General features: G+C 71.4%; 14 protein-coding genes. 6 read left to right on the forward strand and 8 right to left on the reverse strand.

Features of this window, described 5'->3' with window-relative positions; genetic code table 11:
* The first annotated feature begins 100 nt into the window (after positions 1-100).
* The 4 genes from R2S09_RS22490 to R2S09_RS22505 all read left to right on the forward strand — a co-directional run bounded on the left by R2S09_RS22490 (position 101) and on the right by R2S09_RS22505 (position 7013).
* Entirely contained in the window at positions 101-1396 is a 1296-nt protein-coding gene (locus tag R2S09_RS22490; RefSeq protein ID WP_316742867.1) for a ribonuclease D, read from the forward strand.
* 389 nt (positions 1397-1785) lie between these two features.
* Complete coding sequence (locus R2S09_RS22495) at positions 1786-3006, forward strand: acetyl-CoA C-acyltransferase (RefSeq protein ID WP_306184347.1); 1221 nt, start codon at positions 1786-1788, stop codon at positions 3004-3006.
* On the forward strand, positions 3003-5132 hold the full coding sequence (locus R2S09_RS22500) for a 3-hydroxyacyl-CoA dehydrogenase NAD-binding domain-containing protein (protein ID WP_306184348.1): 2130 nt from the start codon (positions 3003-3005) through the stop codon (positions 5130-5132). The genes R2S09_RS22495 and R2S09_RS22500 overlap by 4 nt, the downstream gene beginning before the upstream one ends.
* A gap of 195 nt (positions 5133-5327) precedes the next feature.
* Entirely contained in the window at positions 5328-7013 is a 1686-nt protein-coding gene (locus tag R2S09_RS22505; RefSeq protein WP_316742868.1) for a hypothetical protein, read from the forward strand.
* Positions 7014-7040: 27 nt separating this feature from the next.
* Here the strand turns inward: R2S09_RS22505 and R2S09_RS22510 are convergent, their stop codons facing one another.
* The 7 genes from R2S09_RS22510 to R2S09_RS22540 all read right to left on the reverse strand — a co-directional run bounded on the left by R2S09_RS22510 (position 7041) and on the right by R2S09_RS22540 (position 18885).
* Positions 7041-8378, reverse strand: a complete 1338-nt coding sequence (locus R2S09_RS22510) for a phosphodiester glycosidase family protein (RefSeq protein WP_316742869.1) — start codon at positions 8376-8378, stop codon at positions 7041-7043.
* Positions 8371-9099 (reverse strand): hypothetical protein, encoded by a 729-nt coding sequence (locus tag R2S09_RS22515; protein WP_316742870.1) that lies wholly within the window; start codon positions 9097-9099, stop codon positions 8371-8373. Before R2S09_RS22515 ends, R2S09_RS22510 begins: the two co-directional genes overlap by 8 nt.
* Positions 9096-9884 (reverse strand): rhamnogalacturonan acetylesterase, encoded by a 789-nt coding sequence (locus tag R2S09_RS22520; RefSeq protein WP_316742871.1) that lies wholly within the window; start codon positions 9882-9884, stop codon positions 9096-9098. The genes R2S09_RS22515 and R2S09_RS22520 overlap by 4 nt, the downstream gene beginning before the upstream one ends.
* 4 nt (positions 9885-9888) lie before the next feature.
* Entirely contained in the window at positions 9889-14418 is a 4530-nt protein-coding gene (locus tag R2S09_RS22525) for a glycosyltransferase (RefSeq protein ID WP_316742872.1), read from the reverse strand.
* Positions 14415-15596, reverse strand: coding sequence for a CDP-alcohol phosphatidyltransferase family protein (locus R2S09_RS22530; RefSeq protein WP_316742874.1), 1182 nt, complete (start codon positions 15594-15596; stop codon positions 14415-14417). The genes R2S09_RS22525 and R2S09_RS22530 overlap by 4 nt, the downstream gene beginning before the upstream one ends.
* 255 nt (positions 15597-15851) lie before the next feature.
* Positions 15852-17420: a hypothetical protein gene (locus R2S09_RS22535; RefSeq protein ID WP_316742876.1), complete on the reverse strand. Its 1569-nt coding sequence runs from the start codon at positions 17418-17420 to the stop codon at positions 15852-15854.
* Positions 17421-17853: 433 nt separating this feature from the next.
* A complete protein-coding gene (locus tag R2S09_RS22540; RefSeq protein ID WP_306184358.1) occupies positions 17854-18885 on the reverse strand; it encodes a hypothetical protein in 1032 nt (343 codons plus the stop codon).
* A 319-nt stretch (positions 18886-19204) separates the two neighbouring features.
* Between R2S09_RS22540 and R2S09_RS22545 the strand changes: the two genes are divergently transcribed.
* Positions 19205-20311, forward strand: coding sequence for an LCP family protein (locus tag R2S09_RS22545; protein ID WP_316742877.1), 1107 nt, complete (start codon positions 19205-19207; stop codon positions 20309-20311).
* A gap of 91 nt (positions 20312-20402) precedes the next feature.
* Entirely contained in the window at positions 20403-20774 is a 372-nt protein-coding gene (locus R2S09_RS22550) for an NTP pyrophosphohydrolase (protein ID WP_316742879.1), read from the forward strand.
* Between the two features lie 28 nt (positions 20775-20802).
* On the opposite strand, the gene R2S09_RS22555 is transcribed toward R2S09_RS22550, so the two are convergent.
* Positions 20803-22326: an amino acid permease gene (locus R2S09_RS22555; protein ID WP_316742881.1), complete on the reverse strand. Its 1524-nt coding sequence runs from the start codon at positions 22324-22326 to the stop codon at positions 20803-20805.
* Positions 22327-22383 lie beyond the last annotated feature (57 nt).

Below are 22383 nucleotides of genomic sequence, written 5' to 3' on the forward strand. Positions count from 1 at the left end.
ACCGGCCGGGTCCCCCGCCGTCCCGGTTTGGCCCCCCCGGGCGCCCGCCGCGGGAAGGTCCGGGGGGGGGGCGCCGTCCATCCACCGATACCCTTGACAGGTGACCGACGCCCGAGAAACCGCAGCAGACAGCCCACTGCGAACCACCGGAGGCGCCCCTCCGGACGACGGCGGCTCTTCTGACACGGGGGCGCCGATCCCATTGCTGGAGCCCCGCGAGGGCATCCCGCCCGTGATCGCCGACGCCGCGGCGCTGGCCGAGGTGATCGGCGCGTTCGCCGCCGGCTCCGGCCCCGTCGCCGTCGACGCCGAGCGGGCCTCCGGCTACCGCTACGGCCAGCGCGCCTACCTGGTGCAGCTGCGCCGCGAGGGCGCCGGCACCGCGCTCATCGACCCCGTCGCCTGCCCCGATCTGTCGGGCCTCGGCGAGGCGCTGTCCGGCGTCGAGTGGGTGCTGCACGCCGCCACCCAGGACCTGCCGTGCCTGCGCGAGATAGGCATGGTCCCCAGCCACCTGTTCGACACCGAGCTGGCCGGCCGGCTCGCCGGGTTCCCCCGGGTCGGGCTCGGCGCCATGGTGGAGAACGTGCTCGGCTTCGTCCTGGAGAAGGGCCACTCCGCCGTCGACTGGTCCACCCGGCCCCTGCCCGAGCCGTGGCTGCGCTACGCGGCCCTGGACGTGGAACTGCTCGTCGACCTGCGCGACGCGCTGGAGAAGGAGCTGGACCGGCAGGGCAAGCTGGAGTGGGCCCTGCAGGAGTTCGACGCCATCGCCTCGGCGCCGCCCGCCGAGCCCCGCAAGGAGCCCTGGCGGCGCACGTCCGGCATGCACCGGGTCCGGCGCAGGCGGCAGCTGGCCGTCGTACGGGAGCTGTGGCAGACCCGGGACCGGGTGGCCCGGCGGCGGGACGTCTCGCCGGGCAAGGTGCTGTCGGACGCGGCCATCGTGGAGGCCGCGCTCGCACTGCCGGCCAACGTGCACGCCCTCGCCGCGCTGAACGGCTTCGGCCACCGGATGGGCCGCCGCCAGCTGGAGCAGTGGCAGACCGCGGTGGAGCGGGCCAAGTCCCTCTCCGAGTCCCAGCTGCCCCAGCCCGGGCAGCCGGTCACCGGTCCCCCGCCGCCGCGCGCGTGGGCCGACAAGGACCCGGCCGCCGCGGCCCGCCTCTCGGCGGCCCGCGCGGCCGTCTCCGCGCTGGCCGAGCGGCTGAACATGCCGCAGGAGAACCTCGTCGCGCCGGACACGGTACGGCGGCTGTGCTGGGAGCCGCCGAAGGACGCCGACGCCGGCTCGGTGGCCACCGCACTGGCCGGCCACGGCGCGCGCCCGTGGCAGATCGAACAGGTCACCCCCATCCTGGTGGAGGCTCTGTCGACGAAGGGCACGGGCGCCTAGGGACGCCTAGGGGTGCCTCGTCGATCAGGCCGGATCAGGGAGCGGTGGCCGGCGGTGGTACCTCCCACGCCGTTCAGGCAGTGGGGGAGCACCGCAAGGCGCAGGAGGGAGTCGATGCGGAGCATCGGCGACCGACGACAACGCGGCGAGGTGCGGTGCCAGGCGCCGCGAGCCCGGCATGATCGGCGGGACACCCCCCTGGCGCCGCCCGCACCGAGCCGCACCTTCCTCGCACCCCCGCGCCCGCCCGGGCCGCGGGGGTGTGACGTTCGCCGCTCCCGGCGGGGGGACTGTGCAGTCACATTACCCGCGAGTAGCATGAGCCTGAGCGCGCGCTCAGCGCTTGCGCATCGCAGCAGTGCCATCCCGCACCCTGGAGGAGAGCCATCGTGCCTCGTACCGTCAGGGACGTCGTCTTCGTCGACGGCGTCCGCACCCCGTTCGGCAAGGCGGGCCCGAAGGGCATCTACCACGAGACCCGCGCCGACGACCTCGTCGTGAAGGCGATCCGGGAGCTGCTGCGCCGCAACCCCGGTCTCGACCCGAAGAAGGTCGACGAGGTCGCCGTAGCGGCGACCACGCAGATCGGCGACCAGGGCCTGACCATCGGCCGCACGGCCGGCATCCTCGCGGGCCTGCCGACCTCGGTCCCCGGCTACTCCATCGACCGCATGTGCGCGGGCGCGCTGACCGCCGTCACCACCGTCTCCGGCTCCATCGCCTTCGGCGCGTACGACGTCGCCATCGCCGGCGGTGTCGAGCACATGGGCCGCCACCCGATGGGCGAGGGCGTGGACCCCAACCCGCGGTTCGTGAGCGAGAAGCTGGTCGACGAGTCGGCCCTGTTCATGGGCATGACCGCGGAGAACCTGCACGACCGCTACCCGCAGATCACCAAGCTGCGCGCGGACGAGTACGCGGTGCGCTCGCAGGAGAAGGCCGCCAAGGCGTACGCCAACGGCAAGATCCAGCAGGACCTGGTGCCGATCTCGGTGCGCCGCACCAACCCCGACGGCGGCGAGACCGGCTGGGGTCTGGTCACGGCGGACGAGCCGATGCGCCCGGGCACCACCCTGGAGAGCCTGGCGGGCCTCAAGACGCCGTTCCGCGTCCACGGCCGGGTCACCGCCGGTAACGCGGCCGGCCTGAACGACGGGGCCACCGCCTCGGTCATCGCGAGCGAGGAGTTCGCCCGCGAGAACGGCCTGCCGGTCAAGATGCGCCTGGTCTCCTACGCCTTCGCGGGCGTGGAGCCGGAGGTCATGGGCTACGGCCCGATCCCGGCCACGGAGAAGGCCCTGGCCAAGGCGGGTCTGTCGATCTCCGACATCGGCCTGTTCGAGATCAACGAGGCCTTCGCCGTGCAGGTGCTGGCCTTCCTCGACCACTACGGCATCGCGGACGACGACGAGCGCGTCAACCAGTACGGCGGCGCGATCGCCTTCGGTCACCCGCTCGCCTCCTCCGGCGTCCGGCTGATGACGCAGCTGGCCCGCCAGTTCGAGGAGCAGCCCGAGGTCCGCTACGGCCTGACCACCATGTGCGTCGGCTTCGGCATGGGCGCGACGGTCATCTGGGAGAACCCGCACTTCGACGGAGGCGACAAGTGAGCACCACCGCTGAACTCCTGAAGGGCGCGGCCGAGCTGTTCCCGGACGAGGTCGTCACGCAGGCGCACGTACGCCACTTCGACCTGCCGTTCGGAGCGGGCCGTTTCGCCCTCATCACCCTGGACAACGGCCACGACCACACCAAGCCGACCACCTTCGGCCCGCAGTCGCTGGCGAACCTCGACACCGCCGTCGACCAGGTCGAGAAGGAGGCCGCGGACGGCGAGATCGTCGGTGTCGGCATCACCGGCAAGCCGTTCATCTTCGCCGTCGGCGCCGACCTCAAGGGCGTCGAGCTGCTGAAGAGGCACGAGGACGCGCTGGCCATCGGCAAGGGCGGCCACGAGGTCTTCAAGCGGCTGTCGAAGCTGGCCGTCCCCACCTTCGCCTACTACAACGGCGCGGCGATGGGCGGCGGCGTCGAGGTCGGCCTGCACTGCACCTACCGCACGGTGTCCGCGGCCCTCCCGGCGTTCTCTCTGCCCGAGGTCTTCCTCGGCCTGGTCCCCGGCTGGGGCGGCTGCACCCTGCTGCCGAACCTGATCGGCGCCGACAAGGCCGTGACGGTCGTCATCGAGAACAGCCTCAACCAGAACAAGCAGCTGGGGGGCAAGCAGGTCTACGAGCTCGGCATCGCCGACGCGGTCTTCGAGGGCGCCGACTTCCTGGAGCAGTCGCTGATCTGGACGGCGTCCGTCCTCAAGGGCGAGATCGAGGTCGAGCGCCCGGTCATCGACCGCGGTGAGGCCTGGGACCAGGCCGTCGCCCGCGGCCGGTTCATCGCCGACGGCAAGGTGCACGGCGCTGCCCCGGCCGCCTACCGCGCCCTGGACATCATCGCCGCCGCCAAGAACGGCGACCTCCAGCAGGGCTACGACGCCGAGGACCAGGCCCTCGCCGACCTGATCATGGGCGGCGAACTGCGCGCCGGCATCTACGCGTTCAACCTCGTCCAGAAGCGCGGCAAGCGCCCCGCGGGCGCCCCGGACAAGAACCTGGCCCGCCCGGTCACCAAGGTGGGCGTCGTCGGCGCCGGCCTGATGGCCTCCCAGCTGGCCCTGCTCTTCCTCCGCCGCCTGGAGGTGCCGGTCGTCCTGACCGACATCGACCAGGAGCGCATCGACAAGGGTGTGGGCTACGTCCACGCCGAGATCGACAAGCTGCTCGGCAAGGGCCGTGTCAACCAGGACAAGGCCAACCGCCTCAAGGCGCTGGTGACCGGCGTCCTGGACAAGGCCGAGGGCTTCGCGGACGCCGACTTCGTCATCGAGGCCGTCTTCGAGGAGATGGGCGTCAAGCAGCAGGTGTTCGCGGAGGTCGAGGCGGTCGCGCCCGAGCACGCGATCCTGGCGACCAACACCTCCTCCCTGTCCGTGACGGAGATGGCGTCGAAGCTGAAGCACCCCGAGCGGGTCGTCGGCTTCCACTTCTTCAACCCGGTCGCGGTCCTCCCGCTGCTGGAGATCGTCCGCGGCGAGACGACGGACGACGCCTCGCTCGCGACCGCCTTCGCGGTGGCCAAGAAGCTGAAGAAGACCGCGGTGCTGGTCAAGGATGCCCCGGCGTTCGTGGTCAACCGCATCCTGACCCGCTTCATGGGCGAGATCCAGAACGTCATCGACGAGGGCACCCCGGTCGAGGTCGCCGAGAAGGCGGTGGAGCCGCTGGGCCTGCCGATGTCCCCGCTGGTGCTGCTGGAGCTGGTCGGCCCGGCGATCGGCCTGCACGTCTCGGAGACCCTCAACAAGGCGTTCCCGGACCGCTTCACGGTCTCCCCGAACCTCAAGGCGGTCGTCGAGGCCGGCAAGCGCGGCTTCTACGTCTACGACAGCGGCAAGCCCGAGCTGGATCCGGAGGTCGCCGCGCTGCTGAAGCAGGGCGACACCGTCCTGACGGAGGACCAGGTCCGCGCCCGTGTCCTGGACGCGGTCGCCCAGGAGATCGGCCTGATGCTCGACGAGGGCGTCGTCGCCGAGGCCCAGGACATCGACCTGTGCCTGATCACCGGCGCCGGCTGGCCCTTCCACCTGGGCGGCATCACCCCGTACCTGGACCGCGAGGGCGTCTCGGAGCGGGTGAACGGCAAGCGGTTCCTGGAGCCGGGGGTGGCTTCGGTTCCGGCGTAGCGTTCGAGCGGTACGGACAAAGGGCTCCCGCGGCGGCGGGGGCCCTTTGTCGTGCCCGTCCTGTCATACGGCTCACTTCCCGGTCACATACCTGGCCCTTACCTCGCTCACACCTGCCGTATACACTTTCGAGGCTTCCCTACATCGTGCGGAAGCACGGGGCGGACATCAGCACAGAAGTGGGCTCGACGATTCATGAATACGGAACTCCCCGCACTCGCGCCGAATCTCGCGACGGTGGACCGGCGCGGCGTGACGACCGGAACGGACACGTCCGGCGCCGTTCCGGTGGAGTACCGCTTCCGTGCCGCCGAAGGTGATGTACGTCATCTGATCGTGGTCTTCTCGGGCTTCGCCGCGCCGAACGGCTACCACTTCGCCGGTAAGTCGCTGAACGGTCTGCGCGCCAATGTGCTGTGGATCCGCGACGATTTCGACGGCCACTACAGCTACTACATGTGCCGGTCGATGAACTTCGACATCGAGGCGTCCGTTCTCGCACTCATCGAGAACACGATGGGTCAATTGGGTCTGGGCCGTGAACAGGTCAGCCTGCTGGGGGTGTCGAAGGGCGGCAGCGCCGCGCTCTACTTCGGGCTGAAGTACGGATTCCGCAACATCGTCACGGTGGTTCCGCAGTTCCTCGTCGGGTCCTACGTACGCGACCGCGCCGAGACCGGCCGCTACATGCTCGGTCCGGACATGCCGCAGATGCACGTCGACATGCTGGACGGCGCCATCCCGGAACTGCTGAAGCGGTTCGGCGCGCAGGGACACAACGTCTACCTGTTCACCTCGGAGGCGGACGAGCAGTACGCGACCGAGATCAGTCCGCATCTGCAGCTCTTCTGGGCCTGCGAGAACTTCAATCTCATCCGGACCAACTCGGAGCTGGTACGGCAGCACGGCGAGGTCTCGGGCTACAACCTGCCCCTGGTACTGGGTGTGCTGTCCGCGCTGTCCGACGGTGCCGTCCCCCGGCTGGGTTTCGTGGAGAACGGGGCCGCGCGGGCCGACCCGGTGGAACGGCAGCGGTACCTGGCGGCACTGCGGGCCTCCGACGCGCTGACCGCCGTGCTGAACAAGCAGGACATCCGCGGCAACAACCTGCTGCTGAGCGGTCACGCCTTCATCCCCGGCGAGTCCCCGCACGGTGAGTTCCCCCCGGTCAAGAGCCTGGTGATCGAAGGCGGCGGACGGCACTGGGAGTTCCCGCTGACGACCGCTGAGGCCAAGCACACCTACAGCCTCTACTTCGACCGGTTCGCCCGTGACTACGCGAACGGCGGGTTCGAACCCGAGGCGAAGACCGGAATTCCGATGACGGGAATTCCGGGCGGCGTGTTCGAACTGTCCGTGCGGGTGGCGAGCCCCGCCGAGGGAATAGACCGGCGTACGAAGCTCGTGGCGCGGCGCCCCTTCGACATCCGGCGGCCGTTCGGCGGGCTGGAGATCTCACTGATCGGCGACGAGCAGCGGGTACGTCTGGTCCGGCGGCCCGTCATCGGTCATTTCTCCCAGGAGACGGCCTTCTCCCTGGAGAAGAGCTGGCTGAAGGACCGCACCCTGCACGTCGAGGGCGTCTTCTTCGTGCACGGTGTCGAGGCCGCCGCGCACGGTCACGCGAACTACTATCTGGTGCTGCGCGGCGCGCAGGCCACGTATTCGTTCCGGCTCGGCATGTCCCGCAAACCGGTCGCGGTCCGCCCGCATCTGAGGCGGGGCGACTTCGGCACGTACGACTTCGCCTACTTCGCCACGTCCGGATACAAGGGGGTCGCTCTGACGAACGCCCGTCCCGGGGATTACGAGGTGTACATCTCGATGAGCACGGGCGGTTCGCTCTTCACGGCCTCGGCCGGCGGAATCACGCTTTCCTGAGAGGGACACGGCGGTGACGCGCCGCCGTCATCCTCCGGGAAGCACGGCTATCGCGTCGGCCACCGGTCGTTCGGTCACGGGCTCGCCCTCGGTCTCGCGCGGCTTGTTGCGCACCTGTCCGCGCACCACGGCCGTGGCGGAGCCGCCGCCGTCCAGGTTCACGGCGTCGACGGCGCCGAGGGAACGCACCAGGGAGGCCGCTTCGGGCCCGGTCGCGCCGACGCTGACGCCCTTCGCCCGGCCGTCGATGACGACCAGCAGCAGCGTGCCGTCGGCCTTGACCGCGGCGATGGTCCGCGGCTGCCGTTCCCCGCCGAGGCGTGCGGCGTCCGGGTCGGTGATGCCGCCCCGCAGCAGCCGGACGCTGCCGCCCACGGCCGTCTCCACGGGCCCGGGCAGGGGCGCCCCCGCCGGATCGGTCATCCGCAGGGAGACGGCCATGCGGGTGCCGGTACGGGCATGGGCGCGCAGCCAGGTGGCGCCGTGGCCGATGCCGTACAGCGAGCCGCCGCCCGCGGGCAGCGGTCCGCCCGCGGGGGAACGGGTGCCGATGACCGTGCCGTCGGGCGACAGCAGTGCCTCCGTGCTGCCCAGGGGGCCCGACGGGCTGTCGGCGCCCCACTGCGCGTTGTAGCTCACGACCTCGTCGGGGTCGGTGCACAGGCCGTTGGACGGCTCCTGCTGGTACCGGCCCGTGGACAGGAGCCGGTCGCCGCCGACCCCGCCGCAGCCCAGGATGAGGCCCGCGACACGGTTGACTCCGTCGAGTTCGCGCCGCGCGCCGTCGGCGGCCCGCAGGCGGCCGGTGGTCGCGGCCTCGGCCACCCGGGCGACGATGCGCCCGCCCTCACGGCCGACGAGGAGGGCGGGCCGGCCGTTGAGCGCCTCGCTCAGCACCCGGCCGTGCTCGGCGTACAGCCCGATCGGGTCGCCCTCGTAGCCGGAGTGGTTGCGGCCGGTGGCGATGTCGAAGTAGGTGCCGTTGACGGCGGCGACCGCCCCCACCGAGTCGGCCAGCGCGCGCACGGTCTTCGCCTTCGCCATGCCGGCTCCGTGCGCTCCGGTGACCCTGGCCCGCGCGTCGGGCGCGATGCTCAGCACGGTCAGCCGTACCGGGCTGCCGGGCCCGAGGGACCGGGTGAGCTGCTGGAAGCCGACGCCGGCGGGCAGGGCGGGCGCGGGGGGCGCCGAGGAGGCGGAGGCCGTGGGCCGGGGGGGACTCGCGAGTGAGGTGCAGCCGGTCAGGGCCGTCAGGGCGAGGCAGAGCGCAGCGGCGGCCAGGGCCCTGGGGAGCCCCCGGCCGCCGGAGGTGGTGCGGCGGTTCCCCTCGCGCCCGGAACCGGCTGCCGGACGAGCCCTAACCATAGGTGGGCAGCGCTCCCGGGGACGCCCCGAAGTCGCCGATGTAGACGGTCACCTCGGACCACACCCGGTGGCCGCGCTCGTCCTCGAAGGCCAGCTCGAACCGGTCGTAGCCCAGATGCCCGGGGTCCGCCTGGTAGCTGACGCTGCCGTCGGGCATGCAGGTGAGCATGCCGTGCCGGGCCAGGCCGACGCCCATGAAGCGCAGCCCGGGTGCCGGGGTATGACCGGCGGGCAGGACGGCCCGTCCGCCCGGGCGCAGCGTGATGCTCTGCCCGGGCAGCCAGTGCCGCCGTACCCGGAAGCCCGCGTCCGAGACGGCCGTCGAGGGGATCAGCTTGTCCCCCTTGGCCGGCATCAGGCCGATGATGACGCGGGGCAGCAGCACGGCGCCCTCCTGGGCGTCGTCGTTGACCCGGACCTGGCAGCTGACGCTGCGGGGCTCGGCCTCGGTGGCGTACGTGGCGTAGCGGCCGTTGGTGAGATGGCTCATGCCCTGGTGGCGGACCATGGTGGCGGTGGAGCCGAGGAAGTCGTCGAGCAGGTAGCCGTAGGTGCGGTAGGCGCCGCCGGTGGGGGTGACGGCGAGGGTGAAGGTGATCTCCTTGCCGGGCGCGACGGGCTGGGCGGGATCGGTGTCGGCGAAGAGCTCCAGCGTGCCGCCGACCTGGGGGGTCTGCGGGTGGGTCACCCAGGCGCGGGCGACGGGGTACCAGTCGTTCATGTCAGGGCCCCGTTCCCTGCCATGCGTCCGCCGACCCGTTCCTTGGTGAGCCGCTCGAAGACGTCGTCGTCGAGGAACTCCACCGCCGTCTCGGGGATGCGGGCTTCGAGGTTGCGGAAGTGGTCCGGGGTGAGCAGGCCCTTCGCGCACATATCGCCCGCCACGAAGCGGGCGCACTCCATGGCGCCGTGGCCGCGCAGATGCGTGTTGTCGGCGATGCCGTCGGGGTAGTTGGGGTGCTCTCCCGGATCGAGGTAGAGGAAGAGCTCCTTGGTGCCCTCCGGGCCCGCCTGGCGCCACCAGGCGACGCTCCATTCGTTGAGGTCGATCAGGGGCACGGACAGGCCCATCGCCAGCTCGCGCATCGCCGTCGGGTACAGGCCGAGGGGGCGGCGCATGTTGCCGTAGGCGTCGAAGACGCGGCGCTCGTGGCTGGTGACGAAGACCGGGTGCGCGCCGCGCTCGCGCGCACCGAGCGCGTACTGGCGCAGGAAGTGCTGGTAGTCGCCGAACGGCTCGGTGAAGCGGCCGTCGCCCGGCTTCATGTCGATCAGGCCGAAGGAGACCAGCAGCAGGTCTCCGGGGGCGATGTTCTCCAGGATCCAGGCGAGCCGGCCGCGCTCCAGGAAGCTGCGGGAACTGGAGCCCGCGCGGGCCGCGTTGACCACCTCGGCGCCCTGGACGAAGAGCTGCAGCACCTGGCCCCAGCCGACCATCGGTGCCATGCTCCTGGGCCGGCTCGTCACGCTGGAGTCCCCGGCGAGGAAGATCCTCCTGTGCTGCACGGCGTCATCCCCTTCCCTCTGGTTCCTCGCCCGGCCGTCCCATGACCAGCGGTGCGGACGGCAGTCCCGGATCGCCCGCGACGGACGCGTCCATGGTGTCGATCACGTCGAAGGCCCTCTCGCAGTTGTTGGTGTCGCGCAGCACGAAGAACTCCTCCGCGCGGCGGCGGTACTTCGGCTCGACCTGGAAGCCGCGCTCGATGGAGGCGATGATCTCGTCCACCGCCTGGTCGACGGTGCCGCAGGTGGGTCCGAAGCCGTCGCGTGCCAGGTCGAAGTAGCCGCGCTTGTAGTGCTTGCTGTAGAAGGCCTCGTCGTCGAAGTTGGTGTAGACGATCGGCTTGCCCATGTAGGCGACGTCGAAGAAGACCGACGAGTAGTCGGTGACGAGCATCGAGCACTCGCGCATCGCCAGCTGCACGTCGCGCCCGGTGGTGGAGACCGTGATGGACGGGTGGTCGATGCGGAAGTGCTTGAGGTAGGGCCGGATCTCGTAGTGGGGCATGAACTCCAGCTCCACGTTGTGGTACTGGAGGGCCTTGAGCAGCCGCTCGTCGCGCAGCAGCGCGGAGAAGAACCGGTAGTACTCGGAGGCCGCGAAGGGGATCTCCGGCTTGGCCGCCTTGTTGTAGGAGGGTGCGACGATGTCGCGCCGCCAGGTCGGCATGACCAGAATGCGCCGGGGTCCGGCCACCGGCTCCAGCGCGTCGAAGCGCGGAAGACCGGTGGCCGCCACCCGCTCGTAGCCGTAGCCGCAGTGCTCGGCGTAGTAGGCGCGCTCGCTGCGGCCGGTGGTGAGGACCATGTCGACGTTGGTGACCTGGGCGTGGATGGACCGCACGACGTCGTTGTAGACCACGCCGTGCTGGAGGAACACCCGCTTGTAGCGCAGCAGGTCGCCGTAGCCGGTGAGGAAGGCCCGCTTGGACAGGCCCGGGAAGCCCAGGTAGGCCTCCAGGTCGTAGGCGTTGACGAGCCGGGTGGCGTGCAGCAGGTACACCCGGTACTTCCACGACAGTCGGTCCAGGACCCGGCCGTAGGGGGCGACCTTGGCGCGGTCGGCGGCGTCGCCGTTGATGGCGTAGTACACCCGGCGCTTCGGCTCGTTCTGCCGGATCCACTTGAACAGGTGGTAGGAGTTGTCCTGCGCGGTGTCCTCGCGCTCGCCGATGATCCAGATGTCCTTGCCGCGCAGCCACGGGTGGTAGAGCCAGTACAGCAGCCGGGTGCGCCAGCCGGTCCGGCCGGGCAGCGCGGAGCGCAGGGCGCGGAAGAACCGGTGCAGCTTGTGGGTCAGCCGGCTCACGCCCGCCACCCGGCGCACGGTGATCCGCTCGTCGTCGTCGATGGCGAGGATCACGGTGGCCCGGCCCTCGCGGTGCACGCCCTTGAAGCGGTGCAGCATCTGCCGGGCCTCGATGGGGGTGTCCAGGTACCGGTCGCCGTCGTGGATGCGCAGGACGAGGCCGAGATCCCGGTTGTTCAGGCCCGCGAAGTCCTCCGGGCGGGCGACGGCGCGCCAGCCGGAGTACCAGTCCCGCTCGCCGCGGGTGCGCCAGCGGTCGCGCCGGTAGACCTGCTCCACGGCGAGCGCCCGCTCGGCATGGCCGTCGGTGAGGACGACTTCGATGCGGTTGGCGAAGACATGGCTGATGTCGACGCCGGTGAAGACCAGCAGCCCCTCGAAGGCGATCCGGCCGACGGTGACGTGGCAGGTCTCCAGCACCGCCTTGTGCCGGTCCACGCGCAGCAGCGAGGTGTCGACCCGGTCGGCGGTGAGCCTGCGGTAGAGGCCCTCGTCGTCGATGTGGAGGTAGGGCCGGAACTCGGGCGTGCCGTGCGGCTCGCAGAACAGGTCGAAGTTCCCGGTGCGCACGGCGTGGTGCTGCAGCCGGGACATCGGGGCGGTGGCGTACTGCAGGATCAGGTCGTCGGGGACGCGCAGGTAGACCTCGTGCAGCGTGTTGAAGATGCCGGCGAGTTCGGTCCGGCTCATGATCCGGTGCAGGTTGCGCAGATACGGCTGGAAGGTGCGCACCACGAAGCGCTGGGCGAGGCGCTCACCGCGGGCGTCGAACCGGTCGGCGCGGCGCAGCAGGTGCCGGCACAGCCGCAGCAGTTCCTGTGCCTTGACCGCGTCGTTCCACGGCAGGTCGAACAGGGAGTCGCTGTGCTCCTGGTCGCGCTCGTAGGCGGTGGCCTGCCGGGCGACGGTGACGCGGCGCGCGTGCAGCAGCGCGGGCACGGCCAGCCAGGCGTCCTCGTAGCCGGGTCCGCCGCCGCATCTGAGCCGGTGGTCGCGCACCAGCCGGGTCTTCAGCAGCTTGGCGCCTAGCCCGGTGGAGAAGATCAGGTACGGGGCGTCGTCGAGCCGGTTGACGGTGCCGGAGCGCTTGCCGAAGTACCGCTTCCAGGGGGCGTCGGTGTCCCGGCGCGGTCCGGGGAAGTTGTCGGTGTCGCCGACGACCACGTCGGACTTGGCCCCGCGGGCGGCGCGCAGCAGGTGGCTGACGCTGTCCTCGCCGAGGATGTCGCGGGCGCGCGCGAACATGACGTAGGGCGCGCCGACGTAGCGCAGGCCGTGGTCGAAGGCGGCACGCATGCCCATGGCGACCTGGGTGACGACCGTGGTGTTGGCGTACCGTGCGGCGAAGGAGGCCAGCCGGCCCGGCGTGGAGTCGGTCGACCCGTCGTCGACGAGGATCACCTGGATGCGCTCGAAGTCGCTCTGGGCGGCCAGCGAGCTGAGGAACTCGTACAGGTTGTACTCGTCGTTGCGGCAGTGCACGACGACGGCCGCGCCGTAGTTCTCCTGCGGGGCGGTGAAGTCCGGCAGCTGCCGGCCCGCCCACCACAGCCAGGGAGTGCCGCGCGGGTCGACCTTCTCGCGCTGTTCGCTGGTCTCCTCGCGCAGCGCGAGGTTGCCGCTGACCGTCTCGTAGATCTCGTAGGTGGTGCCGCCGCCGGTGTAGCGCTCGCGCGCGAGATCGAGGTCGCGCACACAGACGGTGGTCGTGGCCCGCTGCCCGTCGTGCCGGATCTGGACGAAGAGATTCCAGATGGCCGACCGGTCGCTCTTGCCGAGGGTCGCGTCCAGGTCGACGGTCGTGTGGTAGCGGATGTACTCCTCGTCGACCTCGACACCGGTGACCTTGAAGGTGTGGTCGGTGCGGGGGCTGCGGCGGCGCAGTACGGCGGTGAGCTCGAGCTTGTCCTTGGGGCCCACCCGGCCGAACTGGTTGCGGATGTACCCGGTGACGTGCAGCGCGCCGTCCTGGATCTCCACGCGGGTGGCCTGGTTGAACAGCCGGGCGTCGGCCAGACGGGCGCCGGTCAGGTCCAGGTCGGTGACGTCCAGGAAGCGCTCGGCGTGGGGGCGGCCGAGCAGCGAGCCGGACCAGTACACCGTGCCGTCCCGCTCCACCAGGTCGGAGCTGAGGACGCTGCGCCGCTGGGTGTAGTCGGCGGCGGACAGCGCCACGTCGACCCTGCCGTGCATCAGCCCGAAGGCGCGCACCCGCTCCAGCGGGCCGCACAGGTCGTAGGCCTCGGCGGGCAGCGAGCGCAGGTAGGGGCCGACCGCCCGGACGAAGCCCTCCCGGAAGGCGTCGTCGCCGGCGCGCAGTTCGGGGGTGTAGAGCCTGAGGTCGTGGGAGAGGAACTTGGCCGCCTTGTGGGCGACGAGCTGCGGCGCGCCGTGCCGGACGAGGTAGTCGTCGGCCCACTGGTGGACGAGCACCCGGTCGCGGATGCTGCGCAGTTCGCCGCGCCGGTTGGTGATGGACGGCGTGTCCGTCTCCCGTTCCCATATCCACCGGTAGACGGGGGTGGCGAGCAGGGTGATGGTGCGTGCGCACAGCGCGGCGACCGTGGAGAAGTAGGTGTCCTCGAAGAAGACGCCCTCGGGGAAGCGGATGCCGTGGTGGTGCAGGAAGTCGACGCGGAACAGCTTGGCCGCGGCGATCGGGTCGTCGAACAGCTCGGGCGCGGCGGCCAGTCCGCCCCGGACGGTGCGGTCGGCGGTGTACAGCTGCGGCTGCCAGACGGTGGTCTCGTCCTTGGCGAGGTTGACCCGGACCGCCCGGCCCGCGGTGATCTCGGCGCCGGTGGCCAGCGCGGAGGCCAGCAACGCCTCGCAGGCCTTGTGGGGCAGCTCGTCGTCGGCGTCGAGGAACATCAGGTACTGGCCGGTGGCCTGCTCGATGCCGTTGTTGCGGGGCGCTCCGCAGCCGCCGCTGTTGTCCGGGCGGGCGACGATCCGCACCCGCGCGTCCTTGTCGGCGTGGGACTGGGCGACGGCGAGGGTGCCGTCGGTGGAGGCGTCGTCGACGACCACGACCTCGAGGTTGCGGTGCGTCTGGTTCAGCACGGAGCGCAGGGCCCGGTCCAGCGTGGCACTGGCGTTGTAGGCGGCGACGACCACCGTGATCGTGTACCCGGTGGGGTCGGTGTAGGAGATCGTGTCCACGTGCGGGGAGGCGGCCGGGTACGCGGAAGCGGTGCCGTGGGCGCCGGCGCCGGTCGGCATGGTCATCGCCAGGGCCCCTCGTTCTCCGGCCACACCGTGCGGACCTGCCGCAGCGGCACGGTCTCGGTGAACATCGGCTGCGGCTGCGGGTAGGGCCGGAAGTAGGGGTCGTCGTCCGGCTCGGGCTCCTGGTAACGCTCGTCGGCGAGCAGGGCCTCCTGGGCCTCACTGCGCTGGCGGTGGCGGCCCCGGTGCAGGTGCTCGGCGATGGTGCCGGCCGTGCTCGGGGTGGGGTCCAGTTCCTCCATGATCCGGGTGAAGTCCCGCGTGGACAGCCAGAACTTGTACATGATGATCAGCTCGAAGAGCATCAGGAGGGCCGCGGAGACCGCGGTGGTCCACAGGATCCGCCCGATCAGCGGGCCGATGATGAAGATGAACATCTGGAACTCGATGCCGCTGATCAGGTGCGGACGGATGCGGGTGCGCAGCATCGCCCTGCGGATGCGGATGTACCAGGGGAACTGGCCGCGGAACTGCTCGTGCAGGTCGATCACGTTGGCCTCGCCGGCCTCCGCGCGCAGGACGTCGGTGGAGGCGCCCGGGTTGTCGCGCAGCAGGTCCTCCATGAAGACCACCTGCGGGCCGTCGGCCCCGTCCTGGGGCTGCTGCTGGGCCCGGCGGGCCTCGGCGGCGGCCTCCTGCTCGGCGCGGTCGGCCTCCGCGCGATCCAGCGTGACCTTCTCGATCTTGGTCCGCATCGACATGCGCATCTTGTAGATCTGCAGCGCGTCCACGTAGCGCAGCATGTCGAGGAAGACCACGCCCAGAGCGGCCAGCAGGTAGCGCTCGTCGTCGGTGCGCAGGAACTGACCGCCCATCAGGGCCAGCGCGCAGAACAGCACGCGGATGCGGTCGAAGACGTAGTCGAGCCAGCCGCCGAACACCGTGCCGTTGCCCTTGAGCCGGGCGAGCTTGCCGTCGATGCAGTCGAGGATGAAGCTCAGGTGGTACAGCAGCGCGCCGATGAGCAGCGACCGCGGATCGCCCTTCAGGAAGAAGCCGGCCGAGCCCAGACCGATGAACAGGGCGGCCCAGGTCACCCGGTTGGGAGTGATGAACCGGAAGCGGGCGACCACGATGAGGATCCTGGTCGCCACAGGGTCCACCAGGAAGACGGTCCACCAGGCATCGCGCTTCTTGCAGGTCAGTTTCTGGACAGCCCGCAGCGACAGCTTGGCCATAACCCCTCAGACACACACCAGACAGGACAGAGTGCCCTGCGGCACCGTGTGCGGGCCCCAGGGAGCTCACGGAGATCTGACTGGTCCACAGGATCATCACATGAGCGGCCTGAACTTTAACAATGGTTCAACTACGTGTCGACGGACATTTACCGGCAACCGACAGCGACTTTGATCACAAATTTTCCGTACAACCTTTTGCGAGTTTCACTTTTCGCAATTTTTGCTTCCACTTGGGACAGCGCGACGACCGGATCAGATCAGCTGTGGCGCGGTGAAGTCCAGCCCCGCCGGGCCCGGCCGGCGCTCGGCGACCAGCAGTCCCCCGCCGGGGACCGCGGCCGCGACCGTGAGCAGCCCTCTGCGGCTGAGCGCCGCGGCCGGGGGGCCGTACGAGGCCGCCGGCAGGTCCCGCCACCACACGCCCGCGTCGGGCCGGCCTTCGGGGTGGGCGCCCACCGCGCACCGCCCGTCCGGTCCGCTGCGCAGCAGCACCGTGTACGGCCAGCCGTCCAGCTCCACGCCCGGCACCGCGGTCAGCGGGCCCGTCCCGTCGGCCTCGCCGAGCGGGAGGGGGCCGGGCGCGCCGGGACGCCAGACGCGGGCTTCGTTGGTGCGCAGGTCGCGGAAGAGGACGGCACCCGGCTCGGCGGCCGGCGCCAGAGTGCCCGGGCGCGCGGCGAACGGCAGGGTGGGATCCTCCGCCCACTGGCCGTCGGGGCCCGGGTACCAGCGCACCACGCCCGCCCGGTCCCGCATCCGCCCGTACACCTCCACCCCGCCGTACGAGGTGGACACCGCGGTGAGTTCGTCGGCGACCCGGGTGCCGCCCAGGTGCCGCCACGGAGTGACCCTGCCGTCCGCGGCCCGGCAGAGGTAGCTGATGCTGTGGCCGAAGTTACGGGCGAAGACGAAGAGGTTGCCCGCGCCGTCGAACGCGGCGGCGGGAAAGCCCACGCCGCGTCCCCGGCGCCAGTCGCCCGCGTTCGGCCCGCCCAGCGACTGCCAGGGGGTCGGCGGCTCACCCGTGCGGTACTGCGCCGCGTGGACGATCTCCACGTCCACGCCGCCGTCGCCCCGGGCGGTCCGGCGCAGCGCGAACAGCTGCGGGAGCCCCGCCGGATCGGGCACCACGAGCAGACCGGGGGCGGGACCGCCGCCCTCCACCAGCTCAGGGCCGCTCCAACCGCCGCCCGGCACCCGCTGGAACCGGCGCACCAGGCCCGCGGCCGTGGGCAGGAAGGCGGTCAGGCGTCCGTCGAAGCCCGCGGACAGCCAGCTGCCGGACACGGGGTAGCGTCGGCAGGCGGCGGCGCCGAACCGCGGATCCGATCCCGCGCGGTGACAGTCGACGAACACCGGCCGCCCGGTCTCGCGTTGCAGGGCCCGGGCCGCGGCGAGCGCCTGCGCGGCGGTCTCGGCGTGGGCCGGCGGAACGTCGTACGTCGGCGTGCCGCTCGCCTGGTCGTAGCCGGTGTGGACCGGGTCCGGGTCCAGTGTGTGCACCCGGTCCGGGTCGAGGTCACGCAGCTCCTCGAGCAGCGCGGCGGCCGCCTCCGCGGCGTGCGCCCCCAGCACCCGGGCGCCGCCGGCGACCCGGCAGCCGCGGTCGGCGGCCGTGGCGAGAGCGCCGTCGAGCGCCGCCCGGTCCGCCTTCGCACCGGCTTCCAGGCAGACGACGGCGACCTCGGCGCCCGCAGGCTGCAGCGCGACGAGCGGCACCGCGTCCCGGGGTTCGGGGACGACCACGGCGACCAGGCCCGGCCCCTCCCCCGCGGAGTCGGCGACAGCGGCTCCCGCACCGCGTACGGACCTGCGTGTCATGCCCTCACTCCCTTCGACGCGACGGCACGCCCCGGCACGACGCCCGGCAGAGCCCCAGGCGCCCTCCCCACCGCAGCGCGCGACTCGGGACCCGACACGGCTCGCAACCCGGCGCACGACGCGGTGCGCGCCCCGAAACACCACACGGCCCCCAGCGCGGATCCGGGACCGCGGCCAGGCGCGATACGCGACCCACCACACGACAGGGTGTACGACCCGGCGCACGGTCCGTCACACGGCATGGTGCGCGGCTCACCGCCCGGCCGGGTCCCGCACGCGGTACGCGACCCCGGCCCCGACACGGGTCCCGGCGCGAGCCGTGCCGTGACGCGCGGCCCGGTCCCCGGCGCACCGCCCGGCGCGCAACACGGCACGGCGTGCGAGCCGGTGCCTCGCGCGGTGCGCGATGCGGTGGGCGGCATGGTCGGTGCGGTCATATGCGGGTCCAGTCGCCGAGCACCAGTCCCGGGGCGTTCGTCTGGCGGGAGAGGGTCAGGTCGCCGTCCGGGGTCACGGCCAGGGCGACGACCCGGCCCCGGGCGTCCAGGGCGAGCACGGGATCGCCCACGCAGGCGGTGCCCGCGTCGCTCCACCACACCCCGTTGCGCTCGTCCTCGGCGGGGCAGACGCCCAGGGCGACCCGGCCGTCGGCGTCGCGGTGCGCGAGCACCGTGCACGGGTGTCCGTCCAGGACGGTCGCGAGGGCCGCGTGGCGTCCGTCGCCCGGCTCGCCGCCCAGCGGCACGGGCCACTCCCCGGCGCGTACGGCGACGATGCCACCGCGGTGCATGTCGGTCAGGTACCACGTGATGCGGCCCGGCGAGGTCTCCAGCCCGGTCACGGAGCCGGGCAGAGCGGTCACGGACAGATCGTGGCCGCGTTCCAGGGCCGCCCCCGGCTTGGGCTGATACCACGTCAGAGCCCCGGTACGGGCCGGAGCGAGGAGTTCCACGTGTCCGGTGGAGGTGGCCACCGCGGCCGGGGTGTCCAGCGCGGCGGTCACCTTCAGGTCCAGCCACGGCTCCCAGCGTCCCTTGGCGTCCTCGCGCCGCAGGACGACGCGGCCGTCCGCGGTGGGCGCGAAGACGTGCAGAATGCCCGCCGCATTGACCGCGGCGGCCGGCAGTCCGGTCCGCTCGCTCGGCGACTGCTTGGTCTGCGGGCTGCCGACCGAGCACCACTCGCTCGCCGGCCGGCCCGCCTGGTACTGGATCGCGTAGACGAAGTCCACGGCGAGACGACCGTCACGCCCCTCGCGCACCCGGCGGCCGAGGAGATGGGCGTAGCGGTTGGCGCCCTGGACGACGGTGAGCCGGGTGACGTCCGGCGCGGGCACGGCCTCCGGGCCGAGCCAGTCGGGGCCGCCCGGGTGCGCCTCGGTCCAGCGCAGCACGGTCTGGTCGACGAGCGCGTAGACGAGGAGCCGGCCGTCGTGTCCCGGCAGCAGCCAGGGACCTGACCGCACGTCGGAAAGCGGGCCGGAGGCCGGGCCGATGGCCCCGCTTCCGCCTCGCTGCTCTCGTCGCCCGTGGTCACGCGCGGTACCGACCCCCATGACCCTGCTACGCCCTTCCCCGCCCGTGATCCGACATGTTCGCGACCCGCATACTATTTGCTGGCTGGATGTTTACAAATGCGTCGCTTTTCGTACAGGATCAGTCGTCGCTCTGCCTATAGTGCGGTATCGATCGGGCAAGACACGGACCGGCCCTCCCCCCACCCGAGTCCCACGCCACTTACGCCACCGCCCCTCGGGGCCATGACCGACGAGGACTCGAATCAGGATGAGCCATGTCTCGACCCCCCAGCACAGCGACTCCGACACGCCGTCCCGGCGCTCCGGCGGTCGAGGACGGGACCGTGGCCGCGCCAAGCGCCGCCACCGGGGCAGGAACATCCTGATCGCCCTGGGCGTGCTCGTCCTGGCCGCCGGCGGCACCGCGTACTGGCTGTACAGCGGCCTCGACGGCAACATCAAGGGCGTCGACATCGACAAGGCCATCGGTGACGACCGCCCCGAGAAGCTGCCCACCTCCGGTCAGAACATCCTGATCCTGGGCTCCGACTCGCGGGCCGGGGCCAACGCCGCGCTGGACGCCGGCCACGTCTCCGGTGCCCGCTCCGACACCGCTCTGGTGATGCACATCCCCGAGGGCCGCACCAAGGCCGTCGCCGTCAGCATCCCCCGGGACACCCTGGTCACCCGGCCGGACTGCACCAAGTCCGACGGCAGCACGGTGCCCTCGGCGAAGCGTGTGATGTTCAACTCGATCTACTCGCAGGTCGGTCCGGCCTGTGTGGTCAAGACCGTGGAGAAGATCTCCGGGGTCCGGATGGACCACTACGTGGAGATAGACTTCGCCGGCTTCAAGGGCCTGGTGGACGCCATCGGCGGGGTGACCGTCAACGTCCCGCAGGACATCCACGACAAGTCCAGCGGCCTGAACATGACCAAGGGTCCGCACCGGCTGAACGGCACGCAGGCGCTGCAGTTCGTGCGCACCCGGCACGGCATCGGTGACGGCAGCGACCTCGGACGCATCAGCCTCCAGCAGCAGTTCATGCTGGACCTGCTGAGCGAGATAAAGAAGCAGGACCTGCTGGGCAGCCCCACCAAGAGCTACAAGATCGCCGACAAGCTCACCTCGGCCCTGACCACCGACTCCGACCTCGCCTCGCTCACCAAGCTGGCGGAGTTCGGACGCAGCCTCAACGGCGTCGATCCCTCCACGATGGAGACGATCATGCTGCCGGTGCAGTACGACAAGGTCGACCCCAACCGTGTGGTGGCCGCGGAACCGCAGGCCTCGGAGCTGTGGAAGGCCATCCGCAGCGACTCCCCGATCCCGGAGTCGGCGAAGAAGTCCCCGGCCACGGGCGGCAGTTCCTGACCCGGCCTCCGCTCACACTCCCCTCGCGCCCCAAGCGCCGGTGCGGGCTCGTGCGTCCTGCGGCTCATGCGCCCCGTGCGACCCTGGATCCATGGAGGAGACGCCTGCCCTGCTTGTGATCGTCGACGGTGCGAACGTCGTCGGGTCGGTGCCCGACGGATGGTGGCGGGACCGCCGGGGGGCCGCGGAGCGTCTGCGGGACCGGCTGGCGGCGAACGGCGTGCCGCACCTGGCCGAGCGGGCGGAGATCGTCCTGGTGGTCGAGGGCGCGGCGCGCGGGGTGAGCACGGTGCCGGGCGTACGGGTCGAGGCCGCCCCCGGCAGCGGCGACGACCGGATCGTGGAACTGGTCGAGCAGGCCGGTTCGCGGCCCGCCCTCGTCGTCACGGCCGACCGGGAACTGCGGCGGCGGGTGAGCGAGTTGGGCGCCGAGGTCACCGGGCCACGGGCGGTGCGCGGATAACGCGCGCCGCCGGGGCCCGGTCCGGCTGTCACGAGGTGCCGGTGGCGCCTGTGCCCGGGGTCCTGGTGGCGGCGGCCCGCTCGCGGAGGGCGAGGCGGCTGTGGTTGCGGCCGTAGAGGAAGTAGACGACGAAGCCGATCGCCATCCAGATGGCGAAGCGCAGCCAGGTCTCGGCGGGCAGGTTCAGCATCAGCCACAGGGAGGCCAGGACCGACAGGACCGGGACGAGCGGCACCAGCGGGGTACGGAAGGCGCGGGGCAGGTCGGGTCGGGTCCTGCGGAGGATGATCACGCTGATCGCGACGACGATGAAGGCGAACAGTGTGCCGATGTTCACCAGCTCGGCCAGTTCGCTCAGGCTGGTGAAGCCCGCGACGATCGCGATGACGACACCGAGGAGGATCGTCGGGCGGTAGGGGGTGCGGAAGCGCGGGTGGGTGTGGGAGAAGAAGCGGGGCAGCAGGCCGTCGCGGCTCATCGCGAAGAAGACCCGGGCCTGGCCCAGGAGCAGGATCATGCACACCGTGGTCAGGCCGACGGCGGCGCCGAAGCTGATCAGGCCCGCGAACCAGGGGTGCCCGGTGGACTTGAAGGCGTCCGCGAGCGGGGCGTCCACGGACAGCGCGCTGTACTTCTGCATGCCGGTCACCACGATCGACACGGCGACGTACAGGGCCGTGCAGATGACGAGCGAGCCGAGGATGCCGCGCGGCACGTCGCGCTGCGGATGGCGGGTCTCCTCGGCGGCCGTGGCCACGACGTCGAAGCCGATGAAGGCGAAGAAGACGACGGACGCGGCGGTGAAGACGCCCATGACGCCGAAGTTGGACGGCGCCCAGCCGAACATCAGCTGGATGAGCGGTGCCTTGAGGTTGCCGCCCGCCGCGACCGGCTGTTCCTTGGGGATGAACGGGTCGTAGTTGCCGCCCTTGATGAAGAAGGCCCCGGCGACGATCACGATGAGGACGACCACCACCTTGACGGCGACGACCACCGAGGTGACCCGCGCGGAGAGCTTCATGCCGACGACGAGGATGGCGGTGAGGACCAGGACGAGAAGGGCGGCGAGGATGTCGAAGCCGAAGCCGGTGGCGGCGTCCCGGCCGCTGAGCGCCTCGGGCAGGTGCCAGCCCGCGTTGTCGAGCAGTGAGTGGATGTAGCCGGACCAGCCGACGGCGACCACCGCCGTGCCGAGCGCGAGCTCCAGCACCAGGTCCCAGCCGATGATCCAGGCGGGGAACTCCCCCAGTGAGGCGTAGGAGAAGGTGTACGCCGATCCGGCGACGGGAACCGTGGAGGCGAACTCGGCGTAGCAGAGGGCGGCGAGCGCGCAGACCACACCGGCGACGACGAACGACAGGGACACGGCCGGGCCGGCGGTGTTCTTGGCGGCCGTGCCGGTGAGGACGAAGATGCCGGTGCCGATGATGACACCGACGCCGAAGACGGTCAGGTCGAGGGCGGACAGGGACTTTCGCAGCGCGTGCTCGGGTTCCTCAGTGTCCTTGATCGACTGTTCGACGTTCTTCGTCCGGAACAGCGTGTTGCTCACGGGCCTACCTCCCACGCTTGTCGCCTCGACATGGCTCGACATGATCGAGAGGGCTGG

Origin of the sequence: Streptomyces sp. MK7, from assembly GCF_032658145.1 — a bacterium.
Lineage (GTDB): Bacteria > Actinomycetota > Actinomycetes > Streptomycetales > Streptomycetaceae > Streptomyces > Streptomyces spiralis.

What these genes read in the sequence shown, in the direction of transcription:
- R2S09_RS22505 (WP_316742868.1), top strand. Translation starts at nt 5,328, where the DNA reads ATGAATACGGAACTCCCCGCACTCGCGCCGAATCTCGCGACGGTGGAC.
- R2S09_RS22510 (WP_316742869.1), bottom strand. Translation starts at nt 8,378, where the DNA reads ATGGTTAGGGCTCGTCCGGCAGCCGGTTCCGGGCGCGAGGGGAACCGC.
- R2S09_RS22515 (WP_316742870.1), bottom strand. Translation starts at nt 9,099, where the DNA reads ATGAACGACTGGTACCCCGTCGCCCGCGCCTGGGTGACCCACCCGCAG.
- R2S09_RS22525 (WP_316742872.1), bottom strand. Translation starts at nt 14,418, where the DNA reads ATGACCATGCCGACCGGCGCCGGCGCCCACGGCACCGCTTCCGCGTAC.
- R2S09_RS22530 (WP_316742874.1), bottom strand. Translation starts at nt 15,596, where the DNA reads ATGGCCAAGCTGTCGCTGCGGGCTGTCCAGAAACTGACCTGCAAGAAG.
- R2S09_RS22535 (WP_316742876.1), bottom strand. Translation starts at nt 17,420, where the DNA reads ATGACACGCAGGTCCGTACGCGGTGCGGGAGCCGCTGTCGCCGACTCC.
- R2S09_RS22545 (WP_316742877.1), top strand. Translation starts at nt 19,205, where the DNA reads ATGAGCCATGTCTCGACCCCCCAGCACAGCGACTCCGACACGCCGTCC.
- R2S09_RS22550 (WP_316742879.1), top strand. Translation starts at nt 20,403, where the DNA reads ATGGAGGAGACGCCTGCCCTGCTTGTGATCGTCGACGGTGCGAACGTC.